This window comes from Paraeggerthella sp. Marseille-Q4926, from assembly GCF_916618935.1.
Taxonomy (GTDB): Bacteria; Actinomycetota; Coriobacteriia; order Coriobacteriales; family Eggerthellaceae; genus Paraeggerthella; species Paraeggerthella hominis.
Genome location: NZ_CAKAKF010000001.1, coordinates 300,592 through 326,394, shown reverse-complemented (window position 1 = coordinate 326,394; position 25,803 = coordinate 300,592). Strand labels below are relative to the sequence as shown.

Here is a 25,803-nt window from a genome sequence, read left to right as displayed (position 1 = left end):
TGCGGGCGCGAATGAAGACCCGTGACGGTTTCGAGCGTAACCGGAGCCACGTGTCGATTCGCGCCCACCTCCTGAGCGCAGGCCGCCAAGCAAGAGTCGACGCGGCTACGCCCGGAACCGCCGAGCGCAGCGACCATGCGCTGCGCTCGGCAACCTCGAAGCAAGCGTTGCCAACCGGCGAACCTTTAAGCGAACGACACGGTCTGCGCCGCATCCGACTCCTCGCGGTATTCACCGAACGCGCTGCGATAGCCGTAGCTCGTCAACCCGCGCAGCTCTTCGTCGCTCGCCGCATAATACGACGTCATCTGCACCAGTTCGCCCGTCAAGTAATCGCGCTTCCTCCACACGATGGCCGAGTGGTAGCCTTGCCCTGTCTCGCCGGTTTCAGGATTCGTCCACGTGCTCACCAGGGGCGTTGCATCTTCTTCGGGAATAAGCTCCATATAGCCGCCCATGGCCTGCCAGCCGTAAGGCTTGAGCGTGATGCTCACCGTCCTATCCTTCACGTCCCAGCCGGCCAGCTCGTAGCCGCCGTATTCGCTCGTGGGCAGCTTCGCGCCTATCTGCGAAACGTCGATCTGCTGCGAGTTCCCGTCGTCGAGCGCCTTGCGCTCGTCAACGGAGAGGGACTCCCAATCCACCGCGTTCAACATAGGCGTGAACGTGACGCTCTTCGCATCGGGGGAAAGGTTCGCGTACTCCACCACGTAGTCCCCCGCCGGATCGATGCCCCCTCCATCGCCCGCTCCCACCGGCACCAATACGTTGCCCCGGTCATCGGCCACCTTGAGCATGCCGGGCGCCAGCGCGCTATCCGGCACGCGGTACAGGGGCCGACCGCTCTCCTCGGTAGTTTCCACCTCGTCGTTGCGAACCACCATCACCGTGCCCAGCTCGGACGACGTGAAGCGCTTGATGCCCATGGTCTTCTCGCCTGCGCTCGTGAAGAACGTCAAATCCTGCGACCCCAGCTCGCGCGGCTGGTCGACCGTGCTCAAATCCAAGCCGGCATCCATCGAGAAGTTCGCCGTACCGCTTTCGGCATCCGCGCTCCAAGGAGCCCAGCCTTTCAGCACGACGTCCACCTGGTCGGGCAGCGTAGACTCCGGCACGATGCGCTGCATGACCTTCACCTTGCCGTCCTCCATGTACGCGTCAAGCTGGTCAACGGAGCCGGTGCCCAAAGTTTCGCCGTTGCTTGTCAGCTCGTATCCAAAACGTGGAGCCAAGTTCTGCAGCTTCGACCAGTCGTTTTCCTGAGAACCCTGGTAGTTCGACAACTCCGACAAGTCGAAGCCGCCGTCTTCTTCAAGCGTGAAGAACAGGTTCACGATGCTGCGATCGCACGACACGGAGTCCAGCGTCGCGCGCACGCCTTCCACTTCCGCCGTCTGCCCCACATCGGCCTGCAAGCTGGAAACCCCCTTCTGCAAGCTGCTGTACACGGGCAGGTTCTTGCCGCCCTGGAAAAACAAGGCGTCGCCCGGCTGCATCTGCAGCAAGCGGGATCCCGCATACGCCGCGCCGCCCAGCATGGCCGCCGCCGCAACAGCGGCCGCAGCCACCACAAAGCCGCGCCTGGTCAGACGCTTTTCCGTAACCGGATGCACGGCCTCGTCCTCGCTTGCCGACGCATTCGAACCCGCAGCCGTCCCGGATACCGCCGACATCTGGGGGATGGAATCGAGCGAGGCGTACGTGCGCTCAAGCTTGGCACGGGCCTCGGGGGGCATCGGGTCGTTCATGCCGCGCGCCAGCAGGCGGCGCAGTTCATCATCGTTGTTCATAGGGTGCGTCATCGGGCCACCTCCGCTTTCTGGTTGTCGTTTCCGCAGTACACGTCCTTGAATCGAGAGCGTGCACGCGCCAGCCGCGCGCGCACCGCGCCAACCGACACGTTCAACATGGTCGCAATCTGCTGCGTGGGAAAATCGTCGAGGTAGAACAGCGTGAGCACCAGGCGATCGTCAGGGGGAAGCTGGGCGATCGCGCGGCGCACGTCCATCGCTTCGTCCCGGTCGGCTCGGTGCTTTCCCCCGGCAATCACGCGAAAGTCGTCAAGAGGAACCGTATCGGCCCCGCCCCTCTCGCGGTCGTCGCGGCTTGAGGGCTCATCGGCCTGAAACGCCTCGGGAGCGTAAGGGGCTTCGCGGCTTCGCTTGTCGCGCATATCGAAGGAAACCCTCAACGCGATGCGCATGAACCAGGTTTCCACGTTGCTGCGCCCTTCGAATCGAGGGATGGCTTGCCAGGCTTTGACGGCCGCCTCTTGCAGCGCATCGGCCGCATCGCACTCGTTCCCAAGCACCGCCAAGACCGCTCGCCATAGCGCAGGCCTGCTTCGCTCGAACAGCGCGACGAACGCCTCGCTGTCGCCTTTTCGGGCTCGTTGCATCAAATCTTCCAAAAGCGCGTCCTCCTCATCTTCGGCCGTTTCATCATTAGACGGCCCGGCCGGCAAAAACGTTACGCGCTTTTGCCCGGTTTCTCGAAAAAGGGCGAATACGCGAAGAATGCGGCGCGCTCGGAACCGGCCCGCAATGAAAAAGGAGGGCCTTCGCACGAAAGCCCTCCCCTATGGATTTCGGAGCCGAACCGTCCGGCCAGCAGCCAGAACCCCTTAAAGCACAAGAAATAGAAGTACCTGATCAGAACCTTTTTCTACAACTCCCCGATGATGCGCTTCGTGCGCGCGGACACCTCGGCCTTGGCGCGCTCGACGTCGATCGTGGGCCACGCGCCGTCGCGGTACACCACGCGCCCGTCGCACATGGTCAGGCACACGTCGGCACCATGGCCCGCGTACACCGCGTTCGAGAGCGGGTCGGTCATGGGCGCCCAGGACGGGCCCGACGCGTCGAGCACGCACAGGTCGGCCCGCGCCCCTTCGGCCACCAGGCCGCAGTCCTCGCGCCCCTGCGAGAGCGCGCCCGCGCGCGTGGCGGCGGCGAGCGCCTGCTTGGGCGAGACCGCCGCCGGGTCCTGCGTCGACCCCTTGTACAGCAGGGCCAGCAGGTACAGGTCCTGGAACATGTCGTGGTTGTTGTTCGAGGCCATACCGTCGGTGCCCAGGCACACGCTCACCCCGCGCTCGAGCATCTTGGGGACGGGGGCGAAGCCGCTGCCCAGCTTCATGTTGGACGCGGGATTGACGGCCACGTGCACGCCCTTGGCCGCCAACACGTCGATGTCCCCGTCGTCCACCCATACGCAGTGGGCCGCGGTCACCGGGCCGTCCAGCACGCCCAGGCTCTCGAAGTAGCGCACGGGCGTCAGGCCGCCGTGGCGCTGCTTGCACTCCTCGTGCTCCAGCTGCGTTTCCGACACATGCACCTGCAAGCGAAGCCCGTGCTCGCGCGCGAACTCGGCCATGTCGGAGACCGCCCGCGGGTTCGACGTATACTCGGCGTGGATGTTGCAATCCACCACGATGCGCCCGTCGGCCGCGCCTTGGAAATTCGCGATCAGGTCGATGAGCTGCGACTGCAGCGGCAAATCGTCCAGCCCCACGTCGCCGAACGCGATCAGCGAGTCGCTCAGGTTCATCTTGATGCCCGCATCAATGGCGGCGCGAGCGCCCTCCTGCATGTGGTAGTACATGTCCGAAAAGCTCACCACGCCGTAGCGCACCATTTCGGCGCATGCCAACAGCGTGCCCCAGTAGCAATCTTGCGGGGTGATCTTGGCCTCGAACGGAAACACCGCGTCGTTGAGCCACGCCTGCAAGGGAAGGTTCTCCGCGTAGCCGCGCAGCAGCGTCATGGGCGCGTGCGCATGCGCATTATACAGCGCGGGAAGCAAGAGCTTTTCGCGGCCGTCATACACTTCGCCGAATGCTTGGGCGGCGGCGGACTCGGGCGGCGTGTCGCCCAAGTAGGTAATGCGCCCGTCCGCAACACCCACCCATTGATTTTCGCGAAAGTCCAGGTTATCGTCGAGTAGATTGATATTTGCAAACAGCATGCGCGCCCTTTCTTTCGCGGACCGCATCGTGCGTAGCCCGCTTTCTATCCGTTTCGTTGCTTCAGCTTATGCTATCATGCGCGGTACGACGAGAGACGCGCCCGCCGCAGACGGGCGTTGAAAACCCAGAAAGAAGGAAGTCATGGCAGAAGAATGTTCGCATGAGTGCGGCAGCTGCGGCGTGTCCGGTTGCGGCGATCGCACGGCCCAAGGTCCCTCCACCATCGAAACCAACTCCCGCAGCAACATCAAGCACGTCATCGGCGTCGTATCCGGCAAAGGCGGCGTGGGCAAGTCGCTCGTGACCAGCCTGCTGGCCAGCCAAATGCAGAAGCGCGGATTCAACGTGGGCATTCTGGACGCAGACGTCACCGGTCCTTCCATTCCCAAGACGTTCGGCATCACCAACCCCCTGGCAGCCGACGCCGACGGCATCCTGCCGTCGCAGACGCAAAGCGGCATCAAGGTCATGTCCACCAACCTCATGCTTCCGAAAGACGATGTGCCGGTAGCATGGCGCGGGCCCGTGGTCAGCAACGCCATCCGCCAGTTCTACAGCGAAACGAACTGGGGCGAGATCGACTACCTGTTCGTCGACATGCCTCCGGGAACCTCCGACGTGCTGCTCACCGTGTTCCAGTCGCTGCCGGTTGACGGTATCGTCACCGTGTCGGCCCCGCAGGAGCTTGTGGCCATGATCGTGGGCAAGGCCGTGAACCTGGCTCACGACATGAACGTCGAGCTGCTGGGCCTGGTGGAGAACATGGCCTACTTCAAGTGCGACAACTGCGACAAGGAGCATCATATCTTCGGCGAGCCCCAGGGCTCCGTCGTGGCAGAGCGCTACAACATCCCCGCCTACGCCACCCTGCCCATCGATCCGGCGTTCGCGCGCCTGTGCGATGCCGGCCGCGTGGAGGATTACGACGTGGACGGAGCGCTCGACCCCATCATCGCCCAAATCGAGCAGGCCTGCGCCGCGGAATAGAGAACCCGGCAAGGCATCGCTAGACACCCCTCCCCAACCTCGACGAAGACCTCCTCGGACGTTGCTGCAAGCGTTCGGGGAGGCCTTCTTGGTTTTGAGGGAGAAGCGCGGCCCATTGGACAGGAGCGACCCAGCCCTGCGCCGCAGCCGCCCCCGGGTCGCGGACGTGCCGTAGTCGCCCCTGAACCGCGGACGTGCTGCAGTCGCTCCCGAGTCGCCGACCCGCGCTGCGGCTCCCCGGGCTGTCGATCCGCGCCGCAACCGCCCTCCGGGTCGCCGTTTCGCCCCATTCCCATCGGCAGCGCGCGAAAAAACGCCTTCGCTGGCAGGTTCTGACGGTTTGAGGTCGTTTGATCCGGCGGGACGGGCGCCCGGGAAAATGCAATTCAGCAGCTAGGATCCATGATCAGGCAAAACGCAAAACGGGTCCGGCGGCGGCGAAGAGTATGGCCGGCTCGGCAACCCCTAACCGTCAAAACCTGCCAGCGAAGGCGGTTTTTCGTGCGCAAGTTCCTTGTAGACGTTAATTCACCAGCAAAACTCGCTCGTTTTGACAGAAGGTCGAGCTTTCGCGGCACCGCGAAAAAACTCGGTTCCATTTCGCAGTCCATACGCATGCGCGACGCGGCGTGCCCCACAGGCCGATCGCCGTATATCGTGCTGTACCCCGTGTCCCGTGCGCATCGCGCCGCTCACGAGAACGTACGGTGAAAATTCATGGGGGGACCCACATTTGTGATATTTCCCCAAACATAAAAAAGCAGGCCAGACAATCACTGCCTGACCTGCGTAATTAATGGTGGAGCCTAGGGGGATCGAACCCCTGACCTCATGGCTGCCAGCCATGCGCTCTCCCAGCTGAGCTAAGGCCCCTTCAAAAGTGCGAGGACTAGTATACCCGAATCAGATCGAGGGTCAAGCGGTTTTTTGAAAAAATTTTTGAGCATGGGCACAAGCACCCTCGAGCACTTTCGAGCGCCCTCAAGCAGCCGCACTGTGCCTCGCGCGCAAAAAAGAAAGGCGGCCGTTCGATCGACCGCCTTTCGGCTTTGCTATTCGGTTTTCTCGGACGCGTAGAATGTCGCTTCGTCAAACAAGTCGGCGATCGATTTCCCGTCCGCAAAAGGAAGCGTCAAGAACTCGCTCACCGTAGGCACCAGGTCGCTCGCGTCGACATAGTGCCCCTTGTCGTTGAGCCGATCGGTAGCCTGAGCGCGCCAGTACCGGTCGTTCACGTCGGTAAGGTAGTACGTTGCGCTGCCGACCTCCATGTACACGGAATGCTTCGCGTGCAGGTAGTTCGGCAGCTCGTCAAAGGATACGTCGAGCGCCTCCGCTGCTTTCGTTCCCATAACAACCCCTTTCGTCCGGGATTACCTTGCGCTTATCATAGCAAGAAGCGCGGGGCGTTTCGTCGAAAAACAAATATTAGCTGTCCGCGAATCGAAGAAACGCCTAGGCTCGCCCGCGCGACGCGCTGCGCGACTTCGCGAAAGACACAAGCATTGGCAGCCCGCCAAGAGCGCAGAGGACCCATACGGCCACAGCCGTCACCGACGACACCTCGAGCACATGCACGCCAACGCCCACCAGAGCCCATAGAAACACCAGCTGAAACGTCACATCGCCAAACTTCGCCCACATGAAAAGACCCAGGGAAACAACGCCCGCCGTCAACACTACGACGGACAACCCGTTCAAAAGCGGAACGCCCCCTCCAACCGCCCGTGTGACCACGATAGCCAGATTCGACAACGTCGCAACCGTCACCCATGCCGTATAGATGGAAACGGGAACCCAGCCAGCAAGAGAATCGGTCCCCCGCCTGACGGTCAAATACAGCGCCGCCAGAACAAACCAGTCGATCAGAATAACGACGAAGGAAGCAGCGATCATCTGGAAATGCCACAGCACCAGCCAGAGCACGTTCAAAACGCTGCTCGCAACGAACAAGCCGGCCGTCGGCGTGAAGAGCCTACGTCGGGCGGAAGCGCCTTTGGTGTAGGAAACCAGCCACACGATCAGCGCCACATAGATCAAGGACCAGATGGAAAACACGTAGCCCGCCGGTGTGAACCAGGCGAACACCCCGTACGCAACCGTCGCCGACGTAACACCCCCAAGCCGCCCGGCCTCTATGGCCACGTTTCCCGCAACGGTAAGCACGTACGCAGTCCACATAACCACTGTCTCGGGCGTTAGGCGGCCGCGATGCCCGCCCGATTCGACGGCGGACGAACGACGCGTGGCGACGGATGCGGTTGAAGCACGATACGCACGACCGGACATGGTGCACCTCGCTTTTCTAGGAGCATTGAAGCTGCTGAGGATCGATACCTCAGCATAGCCCCAAGCAGGCGCGACAAGCGTAACGGGACCCTCTCGATAAGGGATCGCTTCGGTACGCTCAGCTCATGCGGATGCGCAGGAAGTCGCCCGGCCGAAGCTCGGCCTCGACCAAGAACGCATAAGACTCGGCAGCGCGGTTCGCAACGGCCACCGGCACGGGCGCCGGGCAAGGATCGTCCTCGTCGGGCCGAGGAACCCACGCAAGGTTTCGCGCCGACACGAAGCCCACCGGCCGACGAGGCGAGAGGACCTCCAAGCGGTCGCCTTCGCAGAACCGGTTCCGACAGGTCGCGCGCACGCGCCACAGCCCTTCCCCGGCGGGCTCGCACGACTCGACCGTGCCCGCGTGCAGGCATTCCTTCAGGTAGCCGTCGCGGTCGGGCGCCTGCTCGGCGTCGCCGTAGTAGAACCCCGTGCCGTACGGGCGATGGGAAATGGCAAGCAGCTCCGAAGCGACCTCGGCCGGATCGGCCCCGTCGAGCACCGAGCGGTACGCGTGCACCACCGAGGCCACGTAGAACGCCCGCTTGTTGCGCCCCTCGATCTTGAACGAATCCACGCCCGCGGAAGCCAGGTCGTCCAGATGCACCAGCATGTTGAGGTCCTGCGCGTTCATGACGTAGGAGCCGCGCACGTCCTCCTCGATGGGATAGTACTCGCCCGGGCGCTTCTCCTCCACCAACGCGTAGCTCCAGCGACACGGCTGCGTGCAGTGCCCCTTGTTGCCCGAGCGCCCCGCCATGACCGAGCTGATCAGGCAACGACCGGACACCGCCATGCACATGGCCCCGTGTACGAACGCCTCGATCTCCAGCTCGCGCGGCGCATCGGCGCACATGCGGGCAATGTCCTCCACGCTCATTTCCCGCGCGCACACCACGCGCGACGCCCCCAGCTCATGCCAAACGCGCGCCGCTTCGGCATTGGCTACGGAAGCCTGCGTGCTCACGTGCAGCGCCACGCTGGGCGCATGCCTCTGCGCAAGGCGAAACGCCCCCAAGTCGCTCACGATGAACGCGTCCACCTGCGCGGCGGCAAGCGCCTCAAGGTATTCCGGCAGCGCCGCCAAATCGTCTGCATGCATAAGCGTGTTCATGGTCACGAACACGCGAGAACCCGCAGCGTGCGCGAACGCGACCGCGTCGGGGATATCGGATAGCGCGAAGTTCTCGGCACGCTGGCGCATCCCGAACCGATCGGCAGCTAAGTACACCGCGTCCGCGCCGAAGCGCACGGCAGCCTCCAGCTGCGCACGCCCTCCAGCGGGGGCAAGCAGCTCGGGAGTACGATTTTGACCAAGCATAGTCGAAACCTCGTTGTTCGTAAGCGAGCAAAAGGCCGTGCAGCGTCCGAAACCGCCGCGATGCATCGCCGAGCGCACGGCAAGCGCGCGAAAGCGGCGATCAAGCGACGGAACCGTGCTGCACGACCCCGTAACGTCATCCGGCCTCGTCAGCCGGCAAATCTACAGACAGCCTAAGCCAGAGAAACCCGCGGCCCCTGCGGGGTGTCCTCGATAACGAACCCAAGGGCGCACAGGCCGTCTCGAACGGCGTCGGCACGACCCCAGTCCTTGGCCGCACGCGCCTCCGTGCGAGCCGCCAGCAGCGCTTCCACGGCCTCGGACGCATCCGAGCCAACGTAACCGGCCACGTCCGCCGCCAAGGGAACAACCTCGGCGGGATACGCGTCGGACTCGTCGCAGTCGGCAGCCGCCGCCACGTCGATGCCGAACACGCCCACCAGTTCCACGATGGTATCGCGCACCTCGCGCACGATGGGCACATCGGAAAGCGAGAGCGTTTTGCCCGTAACCTGCGCGTTCACGTCGGCCACCAGGTCGAACACCTCGCCCAGGGCGCGGCACGTATTGAAATCGTCGTCCATGGCCAAGATGAACGAGATCTTGGCCTCTTTCGCGCGCTTCATCAGCTCGCGCGTATCGAGCGGCGACGGAACGTCCTCCACGTTCTCAAGCTGCCAATCCAGATTGCGAACCGCGTTCTCGATGCGTCCGAGCGCCGCTTCGGCCTCGGCCAAGCGCTCGTCGGAGAAATCCAAGGGGCTGCGGTAATGCGTCTGCAGCATAAGGAAGCGCAGCACTTCGGGGCGCGTCGTTTCCAGCACGTCGCGCAGCAGCATGAAGTTGCCCAGCGACTTGCTCATCTTCTCGGCGTTGATCTGCAGCATGCCGCCGTGCATCCAGTAGTTCGCGAACGTGCAGCCGCACGCCGCTTCGCTTTGCGCGCATTCGTTCTCGTGATGCGGAAACACCAGATCGGCGCCGCCGCCGTGAATGTCGAACGGCAGTCCTAGGTACCTGCGCGACATGGCCGAGCATTCGATATGCCAACCGGGACGGCCCTGGCCCCAAGGCGACTCCCACGAAGGCTCGCCGGGCTTCGCCGCCTTCCACAGCGCGAAGTCGAGCGGATCGCGCTTGCGGTCCTCGATGCCTTTGCCGTCAGCGCGCAGCTCGCGGTGGCCGCATTCCATCTCGTCGACGTTGCGGCCCGACAGCTGGCCGTACGCGGGGAACGACCGCACGGCGAAGTACACGTCGCCGTCCACTTCGTACGCATGGTCGCCGTCGATCAGCTCCTGGATAAGCTCGATCATGGCCGGGATCTCTTCGGTCGCCTTCGGCCGAATGTCGGGATCGAGCACGTTCGCCTTGCGCATGTCCTCGATGAACGCAGCCGTGTACTCGGCCGCCACGGCAGACGCCTCGCGCCCTTCCTCGTTCGCCTTCGCGATGATCTTGTCGTCGACGTCGGTGACGTTCTGCACGAACGTCACGTCGAAGCCGCGCCACATGAAGTAACGACGGATGACGTCGAAGCTGATGAACGTACGCGCGTTGCCGATGTGGATGTAGTTGTACACCGTGGGCCCGCACACGTACATGCCCACTTTGCCGCGCTCGCGCGATTCGAACGGCACCTTTTCGCGCGCTTTGGTGTTGTAGAGTTTGATCATGAGCGCCCCTTCTGCTCCTCAAGTTCCTTCAGCCTGCGTTCGAGCGCCTCGATACGCTCGCATTGGTTCGCGCACCGCTCCTCGATGGGATCGGGCAGATTCTCCTTGTGCTGCGCCGCATCCTTCGCTTCGCTTTCAACGCGATGCCCGTCGCGCACCACCACGCGACCGGGAATGCCGACCACCGTGGAGTTCGGCGGCACGTCGTTCACCACCACGGCGCCGCCGCCCACTTTCGAGCCGTCGCCTATGGTGATGTTGCCGAGCACCGCCGCACCCACGCCCACCAGCACGTTGTTTCCCAGCGTAGGATGGCGCTTTCCGGTTTCCTTACCGGTACCGCCCAGCGTGACGCCCTGGTACAGCGTGCAATCGTCGCCGATGATCGTGGTTTCACCGATGATGACCCCCATGGCGTGGTCGATGAAGAAGCGTCGGCCTATCACGGCTGCAGGGTGAATTTCCACGCCGGTCATGAAGCGCGTGAACTGCGACGATATGCGAGCGAGGCTTTTCAGCCCGTGGTTCCACAGCCAATGCTCGACCACATGAGACCAGCGGGCATGAAGACCCGGGTACGTCAGCCAGATGACGAACGAGTTCTGAGCTGCGGGGTCGCGGTCCTTGACCGCTCGGATGTCCTCGCCAATGGTTTTGAATATGTTCATGAATACCCTAACTGTCGATGTGGAATTGTAGCATAGCGAAGCGTGCCGGCTGCAATTCGGGGCAGCCGACCCCTAACGACATCGACAGAGCAAACAGACTGCGGTAGCGGATATGCCCTCTTCACGGCCTTCGAAACCCAAACGCTCAGTCGTGGTGGCCTTCACGCCCACGCTGTCGACCGAAACTCCCATAGCCTGCGCAAGGTTCTGACGCATTTGGTCGCGATACGGCGAAAGCTTCGGGGCCTGCGCCGCTATCACGCTGTCCACGTCAAGGATCTCGTAGCCGCGATCGCGCACGAACGCCGCCACGGCTTCCAAAAGCTTGAGGGAATCGGCGTCCTTGAAAGCGGGATCGGTATCGGGGAACAGCTTTCCGATGTCCCCGCCGCGCACGCCGCCCAGAAGCGCGTCAGAGATCGCATGCGCCAGCACGTCGGCATCCGAATGGCCCAAAAGCCCCCGATCATACGGGATGTCCACGCCCCCCAAAATCAGTTTGCGACCCTCGGCGAACGCATGCACGTCGTAGCCCTGCCCGATGCGCAGGTTCGACAACGGATTGTCGCTGCAGGACATGCTCATGAGCGGACCTCCGGAAAAGTCGTCGCGCCCGCCACTATTCTTCCATCCCCTTCATGTACATGGCCCGTACCGCCGCTACCAGCATCAGGTAGTCCTCGGGCACGGTCAGCTTGATGTTGTCGCGCTTTCCTTCGACCACGAGCACCTTGCCGCCCAGACGCTCGATGAGCGACGAATCGTCCGTGCCCATGAACCCGTCGGACAGCGCCGACGCGTGGGCGCGCCGGTAGATGCCCGCGCGGAACACCTGCGGCGTCTGCGCGTTCCAGAACACGCGGCGATCGGGCGTTCCCATGATGACGCCGTTTTCGACCACCTTGAGCGTGTCGACCGCCGGATGCGCCACCACGGCGCCGTCCGACTCGATGTTCCCCTTGAGCGTGTTGATGGTGTGCGAGATGAGCTCCGGCGTGATGAGGGGCCGCGCGCCGTCATGCAGGATGACGTAGCCGTAGTCGTCGGGCACGTACTCCAAGCCCGAAAACGCCGACTCCTGGCGGCTGGGACCCGCAGGGGCCACTACCACGGGCGTCACGAACGGGAACGGGTCGATGGCGCGCTTGAGGTATTCGCTGCAACGTTCCTCCGGGCACACGATAACGATGAGACCGATGTCGCCCACCGCGTCGAACGCCTCGGCCGACCAGGTAAGAATGGGCTTGCCGGCAATCTCCACCAGCTGCTTGCCGCCCTCTTTGCCAAAGCGGTCGCCCGTGCCGCCGGCCAGTATGATGGCTGCGGTTTGCGGGTTCTTGTCGACCTCCCCTTTAAGCCCTCCCATCGCCTGCGAGATCGCATCGAAGTCGAAGTGGTCGAAGGCAAGCTCCGGAGATTTCAGAACCTCCGAGGAGAATACGGGGTCGATGGTCTTGGTCATACCGTTCCTTCTTGTAGGTCGTTCGTGGCATCATACAGTTCCGGCGGCCATTCGACCGCCGGAATCTTGTTAATCAGCTGCACCGCCGGACAGGGACCCGCCGCCGGACACGCCGGCATGGCCCAAGTCGTAGTTCGTCAGCAGCAATTCTGCGTCTCTTGCTATGCTATCACGTTTCCGAGGCGCGGGGATAGACCCGGAACCCGACGTGAACACCAGCTCGCCGTCGACCGCGTCCACGTCGATGACCGAACCGCTGGTCCACTTGCCCTCGAGGATTTCCTCGGACAGGGGGTCTTCCAGCAAGCGCTGGATGGCGCGGCGCAAGGGACGAGCGCCGTACGCCGCGTCGGTCCCCTCTTTCGCGACGAGCCGGCATGCGGCGTCGCTCAAGTTGATGGACATGTTCTGGTCGATCAAGCGCTCGCGCAGGTCGGCCACCATGAGCTTGACGATTTCGGCGATCTGCTCGTCGTTCAAGGACTTGAACACGATGATCTCGTCGATGCGGTTCAGGAATTCAGGCCTGAACAGCTTCTTCATCTCGGCCATGACGCGGCTCTTGATCTCCTTGTCGGACAGGCCCGCCTGCTCTTCGGTGGAGAAGCCCAACGTGGTAGGCTGCGCGATTTCGCGCGCGCCCACGTTCGACGTCATGATGATGACCGTGTTGCGGAAGTCCACCGTGCGGCCCTGCGCGTCGGTCAAGCGACCTTCCTCCAGAATTTGAAGCAGGATGTTGAACACGTCGGGGTGAGCCTTCTCGATCTCGTCGAACAGCACCACCGAGTAGGGACGCTGGCGCACGGCCTTCGTCAGCTGGCCGCCCTCGTCGAAGCCGACGTAGCCCGGAGGGCTGCCCACCAGGCGCGACACGCTGTGCTTCTCCATGTACTCCGACATGTCGAAGGACAGGAGCGCGTCCTCGGAATTGAACAGGAACTCGGCGAGCGCCTTGGAAAGCTCCGTTTTACCCACGCCCGAAGGGCCCAGGAAGATGAACGAGCCGGCCGGACGCTTCGGATCCTTGAGGCCGCTGCGCGAACGGCGGATGGCCTTCGACAGCGCCGTGACCGCTTCCTCCTGGCCGATGACGCGCTCGTGCAGCACGCCTTCCATGCGCAGCAGCTTCTCGGTCTCGGCCTCCGTCAGGTTCGACACGGGCACGCCCGTCGTCATGGAGACCACATCGGCGATATCCTCGACGGTCACCTGATGGACGGACTTCTGCGCGTCTTCCTCCCACTGCTTTTCGGCCTCTTCGCGCTTCTTCTTGAGGTCGGATTCCTGGTCGCGCAGCTGCGCCGCGCGCTCGAAATCCTGCGCGCCGATAGCCGCGTCTTTTTCGCCGCGAAGCTTGCGCAGCTCTTCGTCCAGATCGCGCAGCTCTTTGGGCAGGGTCATGTTGCGGATGCGCATGCGCGCGCCCGCCTCGTCCAGCACGTCGATAGCCTTGTCGGGCAGGTAGCGATCCTGGATGTAGCGGCCCGCCAAGCTGACGGCAGCTTGCAGGGCTTCGTCGGTGAAGTGGACCTGATGGTGCGCTTCGTAGCGATCGCGCAGGCCCTCCATGATGCGCAGCGCCTGCTCCTCGTTCGGCTCGCCCACCGTGATGGGCTGGAAGCGACGCTCCAAAGCGGAGTCCTTCTCCAGGTGCTTGCGGTACTCGTCGATGGTGGTGGCGCCGACAACCTGGATCTCGCCGCGCGACAACGGCGGCTTCAAGATGGCGGCGGCGTCGATGGAGCCCTCGGCCGAACCCGCGCCGATAAGCGTGTGCATCTCGTCGATGAACAGGATGATGTCGCCCGCGTCCATCACTTCCTTGATGCACTTCTTCAGGCGCTCCTCGAACTCGCCGCGGTACTTGGACCCGGCAACGAGCGCGGACACGTCCAGCGTGAACAGGCGCTTGCCGCGCAGGATATCGGGAACTTGATTCGACACGATAAGCTGGGCCAAGCCCTCGACCACAGCGGTCTTGCCCACGCCCGGCTCGCCGATGAGCAACGGGTTGTTCTTCTGGCGACGGCTGAGCACCTGCATCACGCGCTCGATCTCGCCGGCGCGACCGATGACGGGGTCGAGCTTGCCGTCGCGCGCCTTCTGCGTCAAGTCGGTGCCGAACTCCTTGAGCACGCTGTCCGACGTGCCGCCGTTCGGGTCGAAGGGGTTGCGACCGGCGTACACCGGGCTCTGCCCCACCAGGTCGTTGAGGGCTGCGCGCACGTCGTCGCCCGCCACGCCCAGGCGCGTGAGCACTTCGAGCGCCGTGCCGTCGCCTTCGCGAACGATGCCCAGCAGCAAGTGCTCGGTCGATATGTAGGATTGCCCCATCTGCATGGCTTCGCGCAGGGAGTTCTCCAGCACGCGCTTCACGCGCGGCGTGAAGGACAGGTGCCCGGACACGTCGGTGTCCTCGTCGATGGCGACCACCTGGCGGATAGCCTGCACCACGGCGTCGTACTTGACGTTCAGGCGATCGAGCGCCTGAGCAGCCAAGCCGTCTTTCTCCTGGATAAGGCCAAGAAGGATGTGCTCGGTCCCCACATAGGGCTGATGGAGCGAGCGCGCTTCGTCCTGGGCCAGGACGAGCACCTTGCGCGCCTTGTCCGTGAACTTCTCGAATGACATGTAAGCCTCGATTCTCGCGGCGATACTTCAGTGTTACTCGTCCATGTTAGCACTCGCACTGATCGAGTGCCAATTCACCTGGACGCCGCACACGGCGGCTCCACAAGTCGAGCCGTTGAGGCGACGGGATCCATCGTATCACGACCTTTCGCGCCACGTGCACGAACCGCCGGATTATCCCGAGACGCCCGCATTTGCCAAGGCGTCTCGCAGCGCGTTGCGGGCGCGAACAACCGCGGGTGGCGGGTGCGGGCGGGCGTGCGATGCGAGCCGCGAATGTGGGCGGGCGGGCGGGTGACGGCGGCGCGGACGGGCGGGCGATGCGAGCAGGCACCGATGCCGCTGCGGGCGTGCGGGCATGCGTGCGAGGCGCCGCAGCAACGAAGCCACCACGAGCAGGAAGCCCCGCTGCCCTTGCAGGCGGCACGTTGCGCACGAAAAACCGCCTTCGCTGGCAGGTTCTGACGGTTTGAGGTTGCCGAACGCGCGCCTCACGCTGCCCTTCCCCAACTTCATTTTCGATCGGGCTTCTGACCAGGCACGATACTGAAGTGTTTGCGGCTTGCGAAACGAAGGGCCGAAACGACGACCTCAAACCGTCAGAACCTGCCAGCGATCGCGTTTTTTCGTGCGCTGACGGCCCGAACGCAGGCGAAGTCCCGCATAGCCGCCTCGTCGGCCCGAAAGCGCCATCGCCCGGCGCGCGTCCGGCTGTCCAAGCGAGGGGCCGCCAACACGCCAGCGCCTTTGAACCCGCACAAGCAGCGAGGGCGCCCTTTCGGAGCACCCTCGCATGCAGGTTCTACTTCGCTTCGTCCCTCATGTGCGGGAACAGCAGCACGTCGCGAATCGACGGAGCGTCGGACAACAGCATGACCAAGCGGTCGATGCCCACGCCCACGCCGCCCGCCGGCGGCATGCCGTACTCGAGGGCGCGCACGTAGTCGTCGTCGTAGCCCATGGCCTCGTCGTCGCCCAGATCCTTTGCAGCCACCTGCGCCTTGAAACGCTCGGCCTGATCAACCGGGTCGTTCAACTCGCCGAAGGCGTTCGCGTACTCGTGCCCGCAGATGAACAGCTCGAAGCGCTCGGTCAGGTTCTCGTCGTCGGCCTTCTTCTTGGCCAAAGGAGACACCTCGAGCGGGTGATCGATCACGAACGTCGGCTGGATAAGCTTCTCTTCGGCCACGGCCTCGAAGATCTCGGCTATCAGCTTGCCCTTGCCCCAAGCCGCATCGGCGTGCCCGCCGTTCTTCTCCAGAATAGCCACCAGCTCTTCAAGCGTGCGGTCGAAGTTCACCGGCTCGCCCGCCCCTTCGGTGGCAAGCTCGATCATGGACTTGCGCGGCCAGTCGCCCGACAGGTCGATCTCCTGGCCCTGGTACGTCACCTGCATGGTGCCGCATGCGGCCATCGCAGCAGCCTGAATGTAGCCCTGCGTGAGTTCCATCATGCCGTTGAGGTCGGAGAACGCCTGATAGGCCTCCATCGTGGTGAACTCGGGGTTATGAAACGGATCCATGCCCTCGTTGCGGAACTGACGGCCGATCTCGAACACCTTCTCGAATCCGCCCACCAGCAAACGCTTGAGGGGCAGCTCGGTAGCGATGCGCAGATAGTAGTCGCGATCGAGCGCGTTGAAATGCGTGACGAACGGCTTGGCGTTCGCGCCGCCCAGAATGGGATGCAGAAACGGGGTCTCGACCTCGTAGAAGCCCTGGTCCTCCATGTAGCGGCGAATGGCCGCCACGATCTTGAAGCGCTTCTCGAACGTCTCTTTGACCTCGGGATTCATGACCAGGTCGACGTAGCGCTGACGGTAGCGCGTCTCCTTGTCGGCCAGACCGTGGAACTTCTCCGGCAGCGGGCGCAGGCTCTTGCTCAAAAGCTCGAACGACTGCACGGCCACGGACAGCTGCCCGCGCTTGGTGCGCATCATGGTTCCATGCACGCCGATCCAGTCGCCCACGTCCAGATCCTTGAGCTCCGCGAACGCATCCTCGCCCAAGACGTTGATGCGGCAGAACAGCTGGATGTCGCCCGTCGAGTCGCGCAGCTCCAAAAACGCAAGCTTTCCCTGATCGCGCTTGGCCATGACGCGACCGACCACGTCCACCTCGTCCTCGGTGGAAGCGCCGTCTTCAAGGTCGGCGTACTGCTGGACAAGATCGGTCAAATGATGCGTGTACTCGAACGCGTGGCCGTAGGGGTTCTTGCCCGCAGCGATGAGAGCCGCTCGCTTCGCGCGGCGCACTTCAATGGGGTCGTCTTCGATGATCTGGTCGGTGGTGTCGCTCATCTGCGGTTCCTTTATCTTAGTGATCGATCTTCTCAATGGTGATGGTGACCTGGCGGCCGGTCGGACCCGTCGTTTCCACCACATCGCCCTTCTTGCGACCCAGCAAGGCGGCGCCCACGGGAGACTCGTTGCTGATCTTGCCGGCGGCGGCATCGCTTTCCGCGCCGCCGACGATCGTGAACACGCGCTCGCGACCGCCCATGGTGACCGTCACCACCGAGCCGATGTTCACGCGCGAAGAGCGCTTCGGCGTGTTGACCACGGTCGCCTCAGAGAGGATTCGGCTGATCTCGGCGATGCGCGCCTCCATCATGCCCTGCTCGTTCTTCGCGTCGTCGTACTCGGAGTTCTCGGAGATGTCGCCGAACTCGCGAGCAACCTTGATGCGCTCGCCGATCTCGGCGCGCTTCTCGGTCTCAAGGTAGTGCAGCTCTTTTTCGAGGTTGTCCTTGCCTTCTTGTGTAAGAATGAAGTTTCCGTCTGCCATGTTTTCTCACCTGTCCCAATTACAAAAACAGGCACGCTCGTGCTTTCAAGCGTGCTTCCTTATATTTTTCGCTGTGATGAAATGCGCGGCTTCGGTGTTTCCGCACTGATATGAAAAAAGCGGTATGTGCGAGGCCAGACCTGCACATACCGCATACCGAACAAAACTGTTGAGCTATTCGGCCTTTTTCTTAGCGGCGGTGGTGGTCTTCCGAGCCGTCGTCGTCTTCTTGGCCGGCTGCTCTTCCACTACCTCTTCGATGATTTCTTCCTCATCGTCGGCGTCCTCGATGGACTTGCTGCCCATGCCGTCGCGAAGGTTTTTGACGGTTTTGCCAAGCGCGCTGCCAAGCTTCGGAAGGTTCTTCGGGCCGAAGATGAGCAAAATCACCGCAAGGATGATGAGAAGCTCCGGCATCCCCATTCCCAAAATTTTCATACGTTCCTCCAAATTGCTCGTGCAAAGGCCGCGCCTTACGACCCCGCCCCACCCTGCTCGTCAGGGTGATGTACCTATGCAAAAAAGGGATGTTGCAGAAAAGCACATCCCTTCCAAGCTCCATACCTGGGATGACGTGGCTTGGAATCGCGACCCACATCCCAAAGCGGTTCGCAGCCAAGCCAGGCCGTCGTCTGAGGTTCGTATAAGCGATACCGTCGGACAACTCTGGGTATATTACCGCAAATGCACCAGCATGAGAAGCATGCTTCCCGATTTTGCGAGAAATTGCCTTGCAGTCGCCATAGTATGCACTGACGAAGAGGCGCCCCGGCAAAGGGTTCGCAGGTGGCCGCCTTAACGCCCTACCGATCGCCGCGACTCCGAAAACGCGAGGAAGCTGCCCGCGAAGCACCGTTCAAAGACGCACGCAGCCGTTCGGCCTCTGCGGAAGATCGCGAAATCCCCTGGATGCGCTCCAGCCGATCGGCGGCAGTACGGCCCTGCGTCGCGCCCGCATCATCGCCGCGCTTCACGCGCTCGCCGTCGTTGGTGTAGTAAGCGTAATAGTATTCGGAGTCGGTCCCTTCGCAGAACGTAGCGCAGATGCCCAGGATGTTGGCATCGGCTTTTTGCAGCTGCTCGCAAGCTTCCACCAGTTCGGCACGCGTTGCCAGATTCGGCCTTACCACTATCACCGTGCCATCCGCCAACGTGGACAGGATGGCTGCATCGACGAACGTACCCACCGGCGGAGTGTCGAACACCACGTAATCGTAGCTTTCCTCAAGAAGGGACACCAGCTTGGCATAGCGTTTCGACGAGACGATGTCGGCCGGGTTCGGGATGTTCGGCTCGACGTCCAGGAAGTACAGGTTCGGCGTGGGCGTGGCGGCCACGGCCCGCGAAAGCGGCACGGCGTCGGTCAGCACCGCGTACACGCCTGCAGGAGGACGCACCCCAAGAGCGTCGGCCAAGGCCCGCCGGCGCATGTCGGCCTCCACCAGCAGCACGGTCTTGCCCGATGTGGCAATGGCGCGCGCAAGCTCGATCGAGCACGTCGACTTGCCCTCGTTCGGCACCGAGCTGGTAATCACGATGGACCGTATCGGAGAGTCGGGCGACATGAAGCGAATGTTCGCGAAGAGCGTCTTCGCCGCGTTCTGCACTTCGAGCGCGTTGGATGCGGATTTCTTTTTCCTGGCCACAAGTCGCTCCTTTGTTCAGCCGTGCTGCATTGGCCCCGGCTCCTCGCGTCAAGCAGGGCACCGTAAGTTCACTTATTCTAACTTGAGTAGAAGATAGACCCCTCGACGGCTCACGTCAAAGGAAAACCGCTCGGAAGATCTTTGCGACCGTCGGCAGCCCCGACTCTCGCGCTCGACGAGGCGGCGACCCGGACGGGCGGCGGCTCGGCCCCGCGTTGCGGACGGGCAGCAGCTCGGCTCCGAGTTGCGGGACGCGCCCGCAGCCCCAGTTCTACGCCGTCGAAGCCCCCGGGCCGCCGATCCGCCCCATTCCCCCATCGGCAGCGCACGAAAAACCGCCCTCGCTGGCAGGTTTTGACGGTTTGAGGTCGTTCGGCCCGGCAGGATGGGCGCCCGGGGAAACGCAACTCGGCAGCTAGGAGCCATGGCCAGGCGAAACGCAAAACGGGTCCGGCAGCGGCGAAGAGGGCGGCCGGCTCGGCAACCCCTAACCGTCAGAACCTGCCAGCGAGGGCGGTTTTTCGTGCGCAAGGCCTTGGCGGACACCAAGAGCGCTACCAGAATACGGCCTCTCGATGGGAACCCGGCCTTTCGCGACGCCGCAGCGAAAGGCCGGGTCCGTCCCGCGGCTCGATCGCGCGCGTCGCATCGCGCGTGCGCCGCCCCCGGCACCGCACGCCCCCCGCACCGCAAGCCCCCCGCGCACGCCGCGCCCGTGCGCGGGGGGCTTGCGGTGCCGAATTCGCCAACTCCCCCAAGTTGGCATTTCCCCAAATGCAAAAAGGTCAGCCGCGAACGACTGACCTGCAAGTTCTGGTCGGGTTGACAGGATTTGAACCTGCGGCCTCTGCGTCCCGAACGCAGCGCTCTACCAAGCTGAGCCACAACCCGAAGTACTGCTTCAAGCAGCGACGGATATGATAGCACAACGAATCGAAAAGCAAAAGGAAAAATGACCCGAATTTCCGTCAGAATTTTCCCGCCCGTTTCTCGGACTCGCTTTCAGCCGCCTCTCCCGCAGCCTCACGGCCGCTTCGGACAACGACGGCAGCGCGCCGCCCAACGGGAAAAGCCCACGATCGCGGTGCAGACCCCGTCGTCAGCGCGCGGCGGCGCGCTCCTGCTCCTTCTGAGCAAGACGCGCAAGCGGCACGATCTTCGTCATGATCACGCCGTCGGACACCACGTCGCCGTCCTCGTCGTACGCAACCACGTTCCAATACTGCTTGACTCCGCCCGCGCTCGAAGGCTCCTGACGGTCAAGCTCGGCCACGCCGCGCAGCACGCCGTTCTTCCCGCTCTTGCGATGACGCACATGCACGTCGATGCCGAAAGGACGCTCGTTATCGAAATCGGTGTTCTGCTCGGTTCCGATGCTCGCCACCGTTTCAAGCAAGGCGATGGTCGCCCCGCCGTGCAGGTAGCCATGCGGCTGGTACAGGTCCGGCGTGATGGGCATTACCGCTTCAACGCGGGTTTCGCAGACATCGGTCGCCTCGATATGCAGGGTATCGGTCAAGGCCATAAGGCTCCTCCTTACTGATCCGCTCCGCGCGGATCCACCATGTTCGAGCCTTAGTATACCCGTCCAACGCCAAAGCATCCCCGGCCAGTCCCGCGAAGCCGTCCGGCCTTACCGAGCGCCCTCGGAACACGACCTAATGAAGCGCTTGACCTCGTCCGGAATGTCACGAGGATGCGGCTCGGGACGCGCGATCAGGTACCCTTGCAGGTAGTCAACGCCCAGATCGAGCACGGCACGCAGCTCCGTTTCGGTCTCCACCCCTTCGGCAATCACGCGGATGCCGCGGTCATGAGCGTATCCCACCAGATTGCGGGCAATGTCCTGCTGGTCCTTCTGGCAGTCGATTCCTCGAACGATGCATGCGTCAAGCTTCACGAAGTCAACGTGGTAGTCCAGCAGGGACGTCTCCCCGTTGTATCCGCTGCCGAAATCGTCCACGGCAAGGCGGGCGCCCAAACGCCGCGCCAGCGCTTCTTTGTACACGGCCATTTCGCGACTGTAATCGCTTTCGATGATTTCGATGACCAGGTGCCTGAGCATGCCGCCGTAACGCTCGATCAAGAACAGCTCGTCTTCAGAGGACAGGCGCTGCGTGGCGATGCTGTTCACGAACAGCAAAGACCCTTGACCTACGTAGCGCTGCGAGAACGCATCCAAAGCTCCCAGAAACGTCATGCGCTCGACATGGTGAAGCTTCGACTGCGAACGCGCCAGCGCCAACACGCGATCCGGCGTGGAAATGGACTCCAGCTGGGGGCGCATAAGCGCCTCGAAGGCAATGACCTCGCCGGCCCGAGCATCCACGATCGGCTGGAAATGGTAATCCACAAGCTGCTCGTCGAACAGGCGGTTCAAGTCCTCGCCGGTGTTCACGATGAACGACTTCTCGTCGTAGCTGGCGCGATCGAACGTGAACAGCTCGCCTTTTCGGCTGTTCTTCGCCAGGTACATGGCGAAGTCGGCGTACTCGCGAAGGCGCGCGTAGGCAGTGGCGTCATCGGGGCAGAACGCAGCGCCCATGGAGGCGCGCACTTTAAGCGCCTTCCCGTCAGGAGCAACCAGCACGCTCTCGTCGAACGCACGGCACAGGTCGGCGAACAGCGCTTCGACATCGGCTCGGTCCGAACAGACGTCGACGAACGCCAGGAACTCGTCGCCGGACACGCGCGAGCAAGGGCCCTTGTTGCCGAACACCGACTCCACAGCGCGCGCAGCTGCCTTGATGTACTGGTCGCCCCAATCGTGCCCGTACGTGTCGTTAACGAACTTGAGGTTGTCCAAGTCGAGCATGAGCATGGCTCCGAGCCTCTTGCGGCCCCGCAAAAGCTCGGTCACCTGCTGCTCGAACGCGCGGCGGTTCAGCAACCCGGTCAGAATGTCGTGATCGCGTTCATGCTCCAAGCGGCGACGCGTTCGAATCTCGTGCGTCACGTCTTCCACCAGCCCGTACATCACGCCGCGATCCTCATCCATCAAAACGACCAAGCGCACCCACGTGGTGCCGCGCTCGTCGAAGAACAGGTAGCGATCGTCCCCCTCGCGCTCGACGCGCACGCGGTACCAATCCATGAACCGATCGAAATCATCCGCCGACATGGTGCCCGAGCCCGCGCGCCCCACGCAGAAGCGCGTCGCTTCGGGGCACTCCAAGATGGACAGCGTAGAGAACAACCCCTCGGTATAGCTGACCGTTTCCAGGATGGCGTTGTACTCGAACGCGCCGATGCTGCGATCGGAAAGCTGCAGTATCTGGGACAGGCGCGAAGACGCCGAAGCAACCTGGGTTCCCAACGACTCGATCGCGTCGGAAAGCTCGTCCACCTCGACAATGCCGGTAGGCGTGAACGAAATGGGCTCTTCAGGACCGGTTGCGCGAACCTCTTTCATAAGGTTGCGCAAACGCGATGACGACAACCACGCCACCAGCACGGCCACGATCAGGCCCACGACGAAGGCAACGAGAAACGACCGGAACAAGCTTTCGGAAAGCGCATGCGAAGCCGAGAACAGCCCTTCTTCGGGAGCAATCCCCACAAGCACCCATCGGTCGGAGGCGAACGGAGACGTGCTGTCGTACAGCGCCAGCTCCATCGCGGATGCCACGGCGCGCTTGTCCGGGTCTGCCGAGTCGAAAGCCGGATCGACCACCATGCGAGCCTGGTTGTCCAGAAAAGCCTCGATGGAGCCGTTTTCGACGTACAGGCTTTGCGTCGCCCCGCTTGTAGCCAGCACTTCGTACGCGCGCGGTTTGTCCGGCAAGGGCTCCACGCCGGCGCTGCGCTCGGAGTCGGCGGCTTGCACGGTTGTGAGCAGGTACGAGCCGTCGCCTCGCTCGTTCAGGTCGCGATACGGAAAAAACGACTCGATGCGATCCAGGCGTATCTCAACGCCCAGCACTCCGCACAATTCCCCCGAAGCGGTTCGAATCGGCACGCTGTACGTCACCGAAGGCGTGCCCGCCCAGCCAAGATCAACCGGTCGGCCCCAGTACCCCAGATCGCTTGTCTCTGCATCGGGATGCTTTTGGGCGGCACGGAGGGGCTCGTAGTAGAAGGCGCTGCGCTGATTGCCTTCGGCAGCCAGCGGAAACGTTGCCGACCACTGGCTGTCCAGGGCTATCTCCATAGTGCGCCCCACGCTGATCGGACACGATGCAACCATGAGGTCCGAGCCGCCTTCGGCGTTGACCTTCGGGTTCGAATCGCGAATGTAGAGCGCCGTGCGAGCATCGGCGGCCTCTCCCTCCGCCCCGCCGTTCGCCAGCACGAAGTAGGCGCCGCTCACCTCGTTGTGCCGGATGAAAGACACCAGATCGTCGGCCATCGCATCGATAATGGACAAGGCCACGTCCGAACCCGGAACGATATCGGACACCGAAGCTCCGCGCTCAGCCAGCACCTCGTCAACACGATCGGCCACAACGTCGGGCGTCGAGCCGAAGTCCGACCAGCGAAGGACCATGTCGCCTTCGAGGTAGCTTGCCCGACTGGCCACGCGCTCCGAGAACAGATCGTACGCAGCGTCGTCCATCTGGACGAACACGCGACTCCCGGACAGGATCGCAGCGCTCATGACGCCCTGCAAAATAAGCACGATGCAGAAAGGCAGCGCGACAAGGGCCTTGAACGTCAAGCCCTTCCGCGCACCCTTCACCTGTTTCATGCCCAGCGTCATGCCCTCGTAGCTCTATCCTTCAACATCCTCACCCTCGGGCGCTATGCCACGACGGCTTCCAATTGCATCTTCAAATCAGCCAGCCAAGCGTCGAAAACCGATTCGTCCAAAAACGCGGCGACGGCCTGGGCGGGATCGGCGCCCGCCTCGATCTGGGCGCGCACGGCGGCCCGATCCTGCGCTGCCCGGTCGAACAGCGATTTGCCCAGCACCGAACGAGCTTCGTTGCCCTTCGGAGTCGGGAACGTCCGGTACAGCCCCGCGTCCATGGTCTCGAGCGCAGCGGGCAGGGTCTCAGCGTAGTTGCGGGAAGAATCCCCCAGCGACAGAGCGACGTCCTTCAAGAACTCCGGCTCGATCGCCTCTTTGGTCACGGGCAGATACCCCGCTTTCACGGCGAACCCGGCATTCTGCTCCTTGGCCGTGAACCAGGTGAGAAACTCGACGCACGCACACTCCGTACGCTCGTCGGCCTTCGTCACCACGAAGCCCGCACCCTGCTGAGGGGCGCACGGAACGCCGCTTTCGAACGTGGGAGCAGGCAAGGCTATCACCTCGATGGGATAGCTGGTCTGATCATCAACCGTCACGGTCTGGGGAAAATACACGACCGACGAGGACGACCCCACGTAACTGAGCAGGTCGCCGGTCTTGACGGCGTCTGAGCGGAACTTGCCTTCGGAAGAGAACCAACCCTGCACCATGGGCACGTAGTAGTTGTCCCACAACGCCTTCATCGTAGCGCGATCAAGATCGAGCTCGATGCGTCCGTCACGAACGGAAAGCACTTCGTGACCCAACTGCTTCGCACCGGTGACCAGGTAATTCGTCAAAGCATCTCGGCCGAAGAACGCACGTCCGTCGTTCGGCACGTCCGGGGTTTGCGCATCGGTCCATTCGTAATAGCGCTGCGACACCGTCACGATCCCCTCGACGGTGGCAAGCTCGTCGAGCGTGCTGCCCGTTGCATCGGCGAACACCCGCCAATCGGTCAGATTCATCTGAAACGTCTCGGTTGATTTCGCCACGGGAAACACCTTCAGAGAACCCGTGCCGTCCAGATCCCCTTCGGCCAAAAACGCCTCGACGTACCGATCCTTCTGCTCGTCGGTCAGGTATCCGGAAAGATCGGCCACGCGCCCGAAGCTATCGACAAGCGAAGCCGTATCGGGATACGAAAGGAACGCGTCGGGCATATCGGCATACCCGACAAGCTCCTGCGCCGACCCGGTCACCGCTGCGGCCAAATCGTTTACGCCGCCCTGGCTGGAACTGGTAACCACCACGCCCACGCTTTTGCCCTGGGTCGCGTTGAACTCGTCGACAAGCGATTCGAACGCCTGCTGCTGGGTTCCGTTGTAGTACGTCCACAGCTCGATCTGCACGGGGTCGGCGGGATCGAGCAGCGAAGAAGCGTCTTTGCCCGACGCAGCCGCGCCCGGGCCCGAGCAACCCGCCAAGGTCAGCATTCCCGCAAGAGCAAGCGCAGCAGCCTGCCTCAGCGTCTTTTTCGCACTCATCCGCTCCCCCTCTGAATCGCGCACAACCACCCCACACCTATGCGTACGTTTCAGAACATTCTAAGTCATGAAGCGGAGCTGCGGCCGACGAACTTGCGAACGCGCC

The 25,803-nt window shown here is 62.9% G+C and carries 19 protein-coding genes and 2 tRNA genes; 1 reads left to right on the top strand and 20 read right to left on the bottom strand.

The features are described from left to right. Nucleotides 1-185 precede the first annotated feature (185 nt). From LG373_RS01335 to LG373_RS01325, 3 genes are all read right to left on the bottom strand, one after another. Nucleotides 186-1,802, bottom strand: coding sequence for a DUF4179 domain-containing protein (locus LG373_RS01335; protein ID WP_225748776.1), 1,617 nt, complete (start codon nt 1,800-1,802; stop codon nt 186-188). Then, nucleotides 1,799-2,410 (bottom strand): RNA polymerase sigma factor, encoded by a 612-nt coding sequence (locus tag LG373_RS01330; RefSeq protein ID WP_225748775.1) that lies wholly within the window; start codon nt 2,408-2,410, stop codon nt 1,799-1,801. Before LG373_RS01330 ends, LG373_RS01335 begins: the two co-directional genes overlap by 4 nt. A 254-nt stretch (nt 2,411-2,664) precedes the next feature. Next, nucleotides 2,665-3,966 carry an amidohydrolase family protein gene (locus LG373_RS01325; protein ID WP_216528933.1) on the bottom strand — a complete coding sequence of 434 codons (1,302 nt, stop codon included), beginning with the start codon at nt 3,964-3,966 and terminating at the stop codon, nt 2,665-2,667. A 142-nt stretch (nt 3,967-4,108) separates the two neighbouring features. Between LG373_RS01325 and LG373_RS01320 the strand changes: the two genes are divergently transcribed. Further along, nucleotides 4,109-4,954 carry an Mrp/NBP35 family ATP-binding protein gene (locus LG373_RS01320; protein ID WP_114567800.1) on the top strand — a complete coding sequence of 282 codons (846 nt, stop codon included), beginning with the start codon at nt 4,109-4,111 and terminating at the stop codon, nt 4,952-4,954. Between the two features lie 797 nt (nt 4,955-5,751). On the opposite strand, the gene LG373_RS01315 is transcribed toward LG373_RS01320, so the two are convergent. From LG373_RS01315 to LG373_RS01235, 17 genes are all read right to left on the bottom strand, one after another. Beyond that, nucleotides 5,752-5,827, bottom strand: a tRNA-Ala gene (locus LG373_RS01315). Nucleotides 5,828-6,006: 179 nt separating this feature from the next. Beyond that, nucleotides 6,007-6,306 carry a CDP-alcohol phosphatidyltransferase gene (locus LG373_RS01310; RefSeq protein WP_114567804.1) on the bottom strand — a complete coding sequence of 100 codons (300 nt, stop codon included), beginning with the start codon at nt 6,304-6,306 and terminating at the stop codon, nt 6,007-6,009. A 103-nt stretch (nt 6,307-6,409) separates the two neighbouring features. Beyond that, nucleotides 6,410-7,243: a TspO/MBR family protein gene (locus tag LG373_RS01305; protein WP_216528935.1), complete on the bottom strand. Its 834-nt coding sequence runs from the start codon at nt 7,241-7,243 to the stop codon at nt 6,410-6,412. 118 nt (nt 7,244-7,361) lie between these two features. Next, entirely contained in the window at nt 7,362-8,606 is a 1,245-nt protein-coding gene (locus LG373_RS01300) for a U32 family peptidase (protein WP_225748774.1), read from the bottom strand. A 173-nt stretch (nt 8,607-8,779) separates the two neighbouring features. Then, a complete protein-coding gene (gene cysS / locus LG373_RS01295; RefSeq protein WP_216528937.1) occupies nt 8,780-10,282 on the bottom strand; it encodes a cysteine--tRNA ligase in 1,503 nt (500 codons plus the stop codon). Beyond that, nucleotides 10,279-10,950, bottom strand: a complete 672-nt coding sequence (gene cysE, locus LG373_RS01290) for a serine O-acetyltransferase (RefSeq protein WP_225748773.1) — start codon at nt 10,948-10,950, stop codon at nt 10,279-10,281. Before cysE ends, cysS begins: the two co-directional genes overlap by 4 nt. Before the next feature lie 72 nt (nt 10,951-11,022). Next, the gene (gene ispF, locus LG373_RS01285; RefSeq protein ID WP_225748985.1) at nt 11,023-11,529 is read right to left on the bottom strand and encodes a 2-C-methyl-D-erythritol 2,4-cyclodiphosphate synthase; all 507 of its coding nucleotides are present in this window, start codon (nt 11,527-11,529) and stop codon (nt 11,023-11,025) included. A 40-nt stretch (nt 11,530-11,569) separates the two neighbouring features. Further along, on the bottom strand, nt 11,570-12,412 hold the full coding sequence (gene ispD, locus LG373_RS01280; protein WP_114567809.1) for a 2-C-methyl-D-erythritol 4-phosphate cytidylyltransferase: 843 nt from the start codon (nt 12,410-12,412) through the stop codon (nt 11,570-11,572). A gap of 69 nt (nt 12,413-12,481) precedes the next feature. Continuing rightward, nucleotides 12,482-15,046 carry an ATP-dependent Clp protease ATP-binding subunit gene (locus tag LG373_RS01275; protein ID WP_225748772.1) on the bottom strand — a complete coding sequence of 855 codons (2,565 nt, stop codon included), beginning with the start codon at nt 15,044-15,046 and terminating at the stop codon, nt 12,482-12,484. 802 nt (nt 15,047-15,848) lie between these two features. Beyond that, nucleotides 15,849-17,345, bottom strand: coding sequence for a lysine--tRNA ligase (gene lysS / locus LG373_RS01270; RefSeq protein ID WP_225748771.1), 1,497 nt, complete (start codon nt 17,343-17,345; stop codon nt 15,849-15,851). 16 nt (nt 17,346-17,361) lie between these two features. After that, nucleotides 17,362-17,832, bottom strand: a complete 471-nt coding sequence (gene greA / locus LG373_RS01265; protein ID WP_114567913.1) for a transcription elongation factor GreA — start codon at nt 17,830-17,832, stop codon at nt 17,362-17,364. A gap of 174 nt (nt 17,833-18,006) precedes the next feature. Continuing rightward, nucleotides 18,007-18,270, bottom strand: a complete 264-nt coding sequence (tatA, locus tag LG373_RS01260; RefSeq protein ID WP_114567912.1) for a twin-arginine translocase TatA/TatE family subunit — start codon at nt 18,268-18,270, stop codon at nt 18,007-18,009. A 365-nt stretch (nt 18,271-18,635) separates the two neighbouring features. Continuing rightward, nucleotides 18,636-19,478, bottom strand: a complete 843-nt coding sequence (locus tag LG373_RS01255) for a CpsD/CapB family tyrosine-protein kinase (RefSeq protein ID WP_216528941.1) — start codon at nt 19,476-19,478, stop codon at nt 18,636-18,638. An 814-nt stretch (nt 19,479-20,292) separates the two neighbouring features. Continuing rightward, nucleotides 20,293-20,369, bottom strand: a tRNA-Pro gene (locus LG373_RS01250). A 208-nt stretch (nt 20,370-20,577) separates the two neighbouring features. After that, on the bottom strand, nt 20,578-21,003 hold the full coding sequence (locus LG373_RS01245; RefSeq protein ID WP_114567910.1) for a PaaI family thioesterase: 426 nt from the start codon (nt 21,001-21,003) through the stop codon (nt 20,578-20,580). A gap of 108 nt (nt 21,004-21,111) precedes the next feature. After that, on the bottom strand, nt 21,112-24,177 hold the full coding sequence (locus tag LG373_RS01240) for an EAL domain-containing protein (RefSeq protein WP_225748770.1): 3,066 nt from the start codon (nt 24,175-24,177) through the stop codon (nt 21,112-21,114). A gap of 41 nt (nt 24,178-24,218) precedes the next feature. Next, complete coding sequence (locus LG373_RS01235) at nt 24,219-25,697, bottom strand: extracellular solute-binding protein (RefSeq protein WP_225748769.1); 1,479 nt, start codon at nt 25,695-25,697, stop codon at nt 24,219-24,221. Nucleotides 25,698-25,803 lie beyond the last annotated feature (106 nt).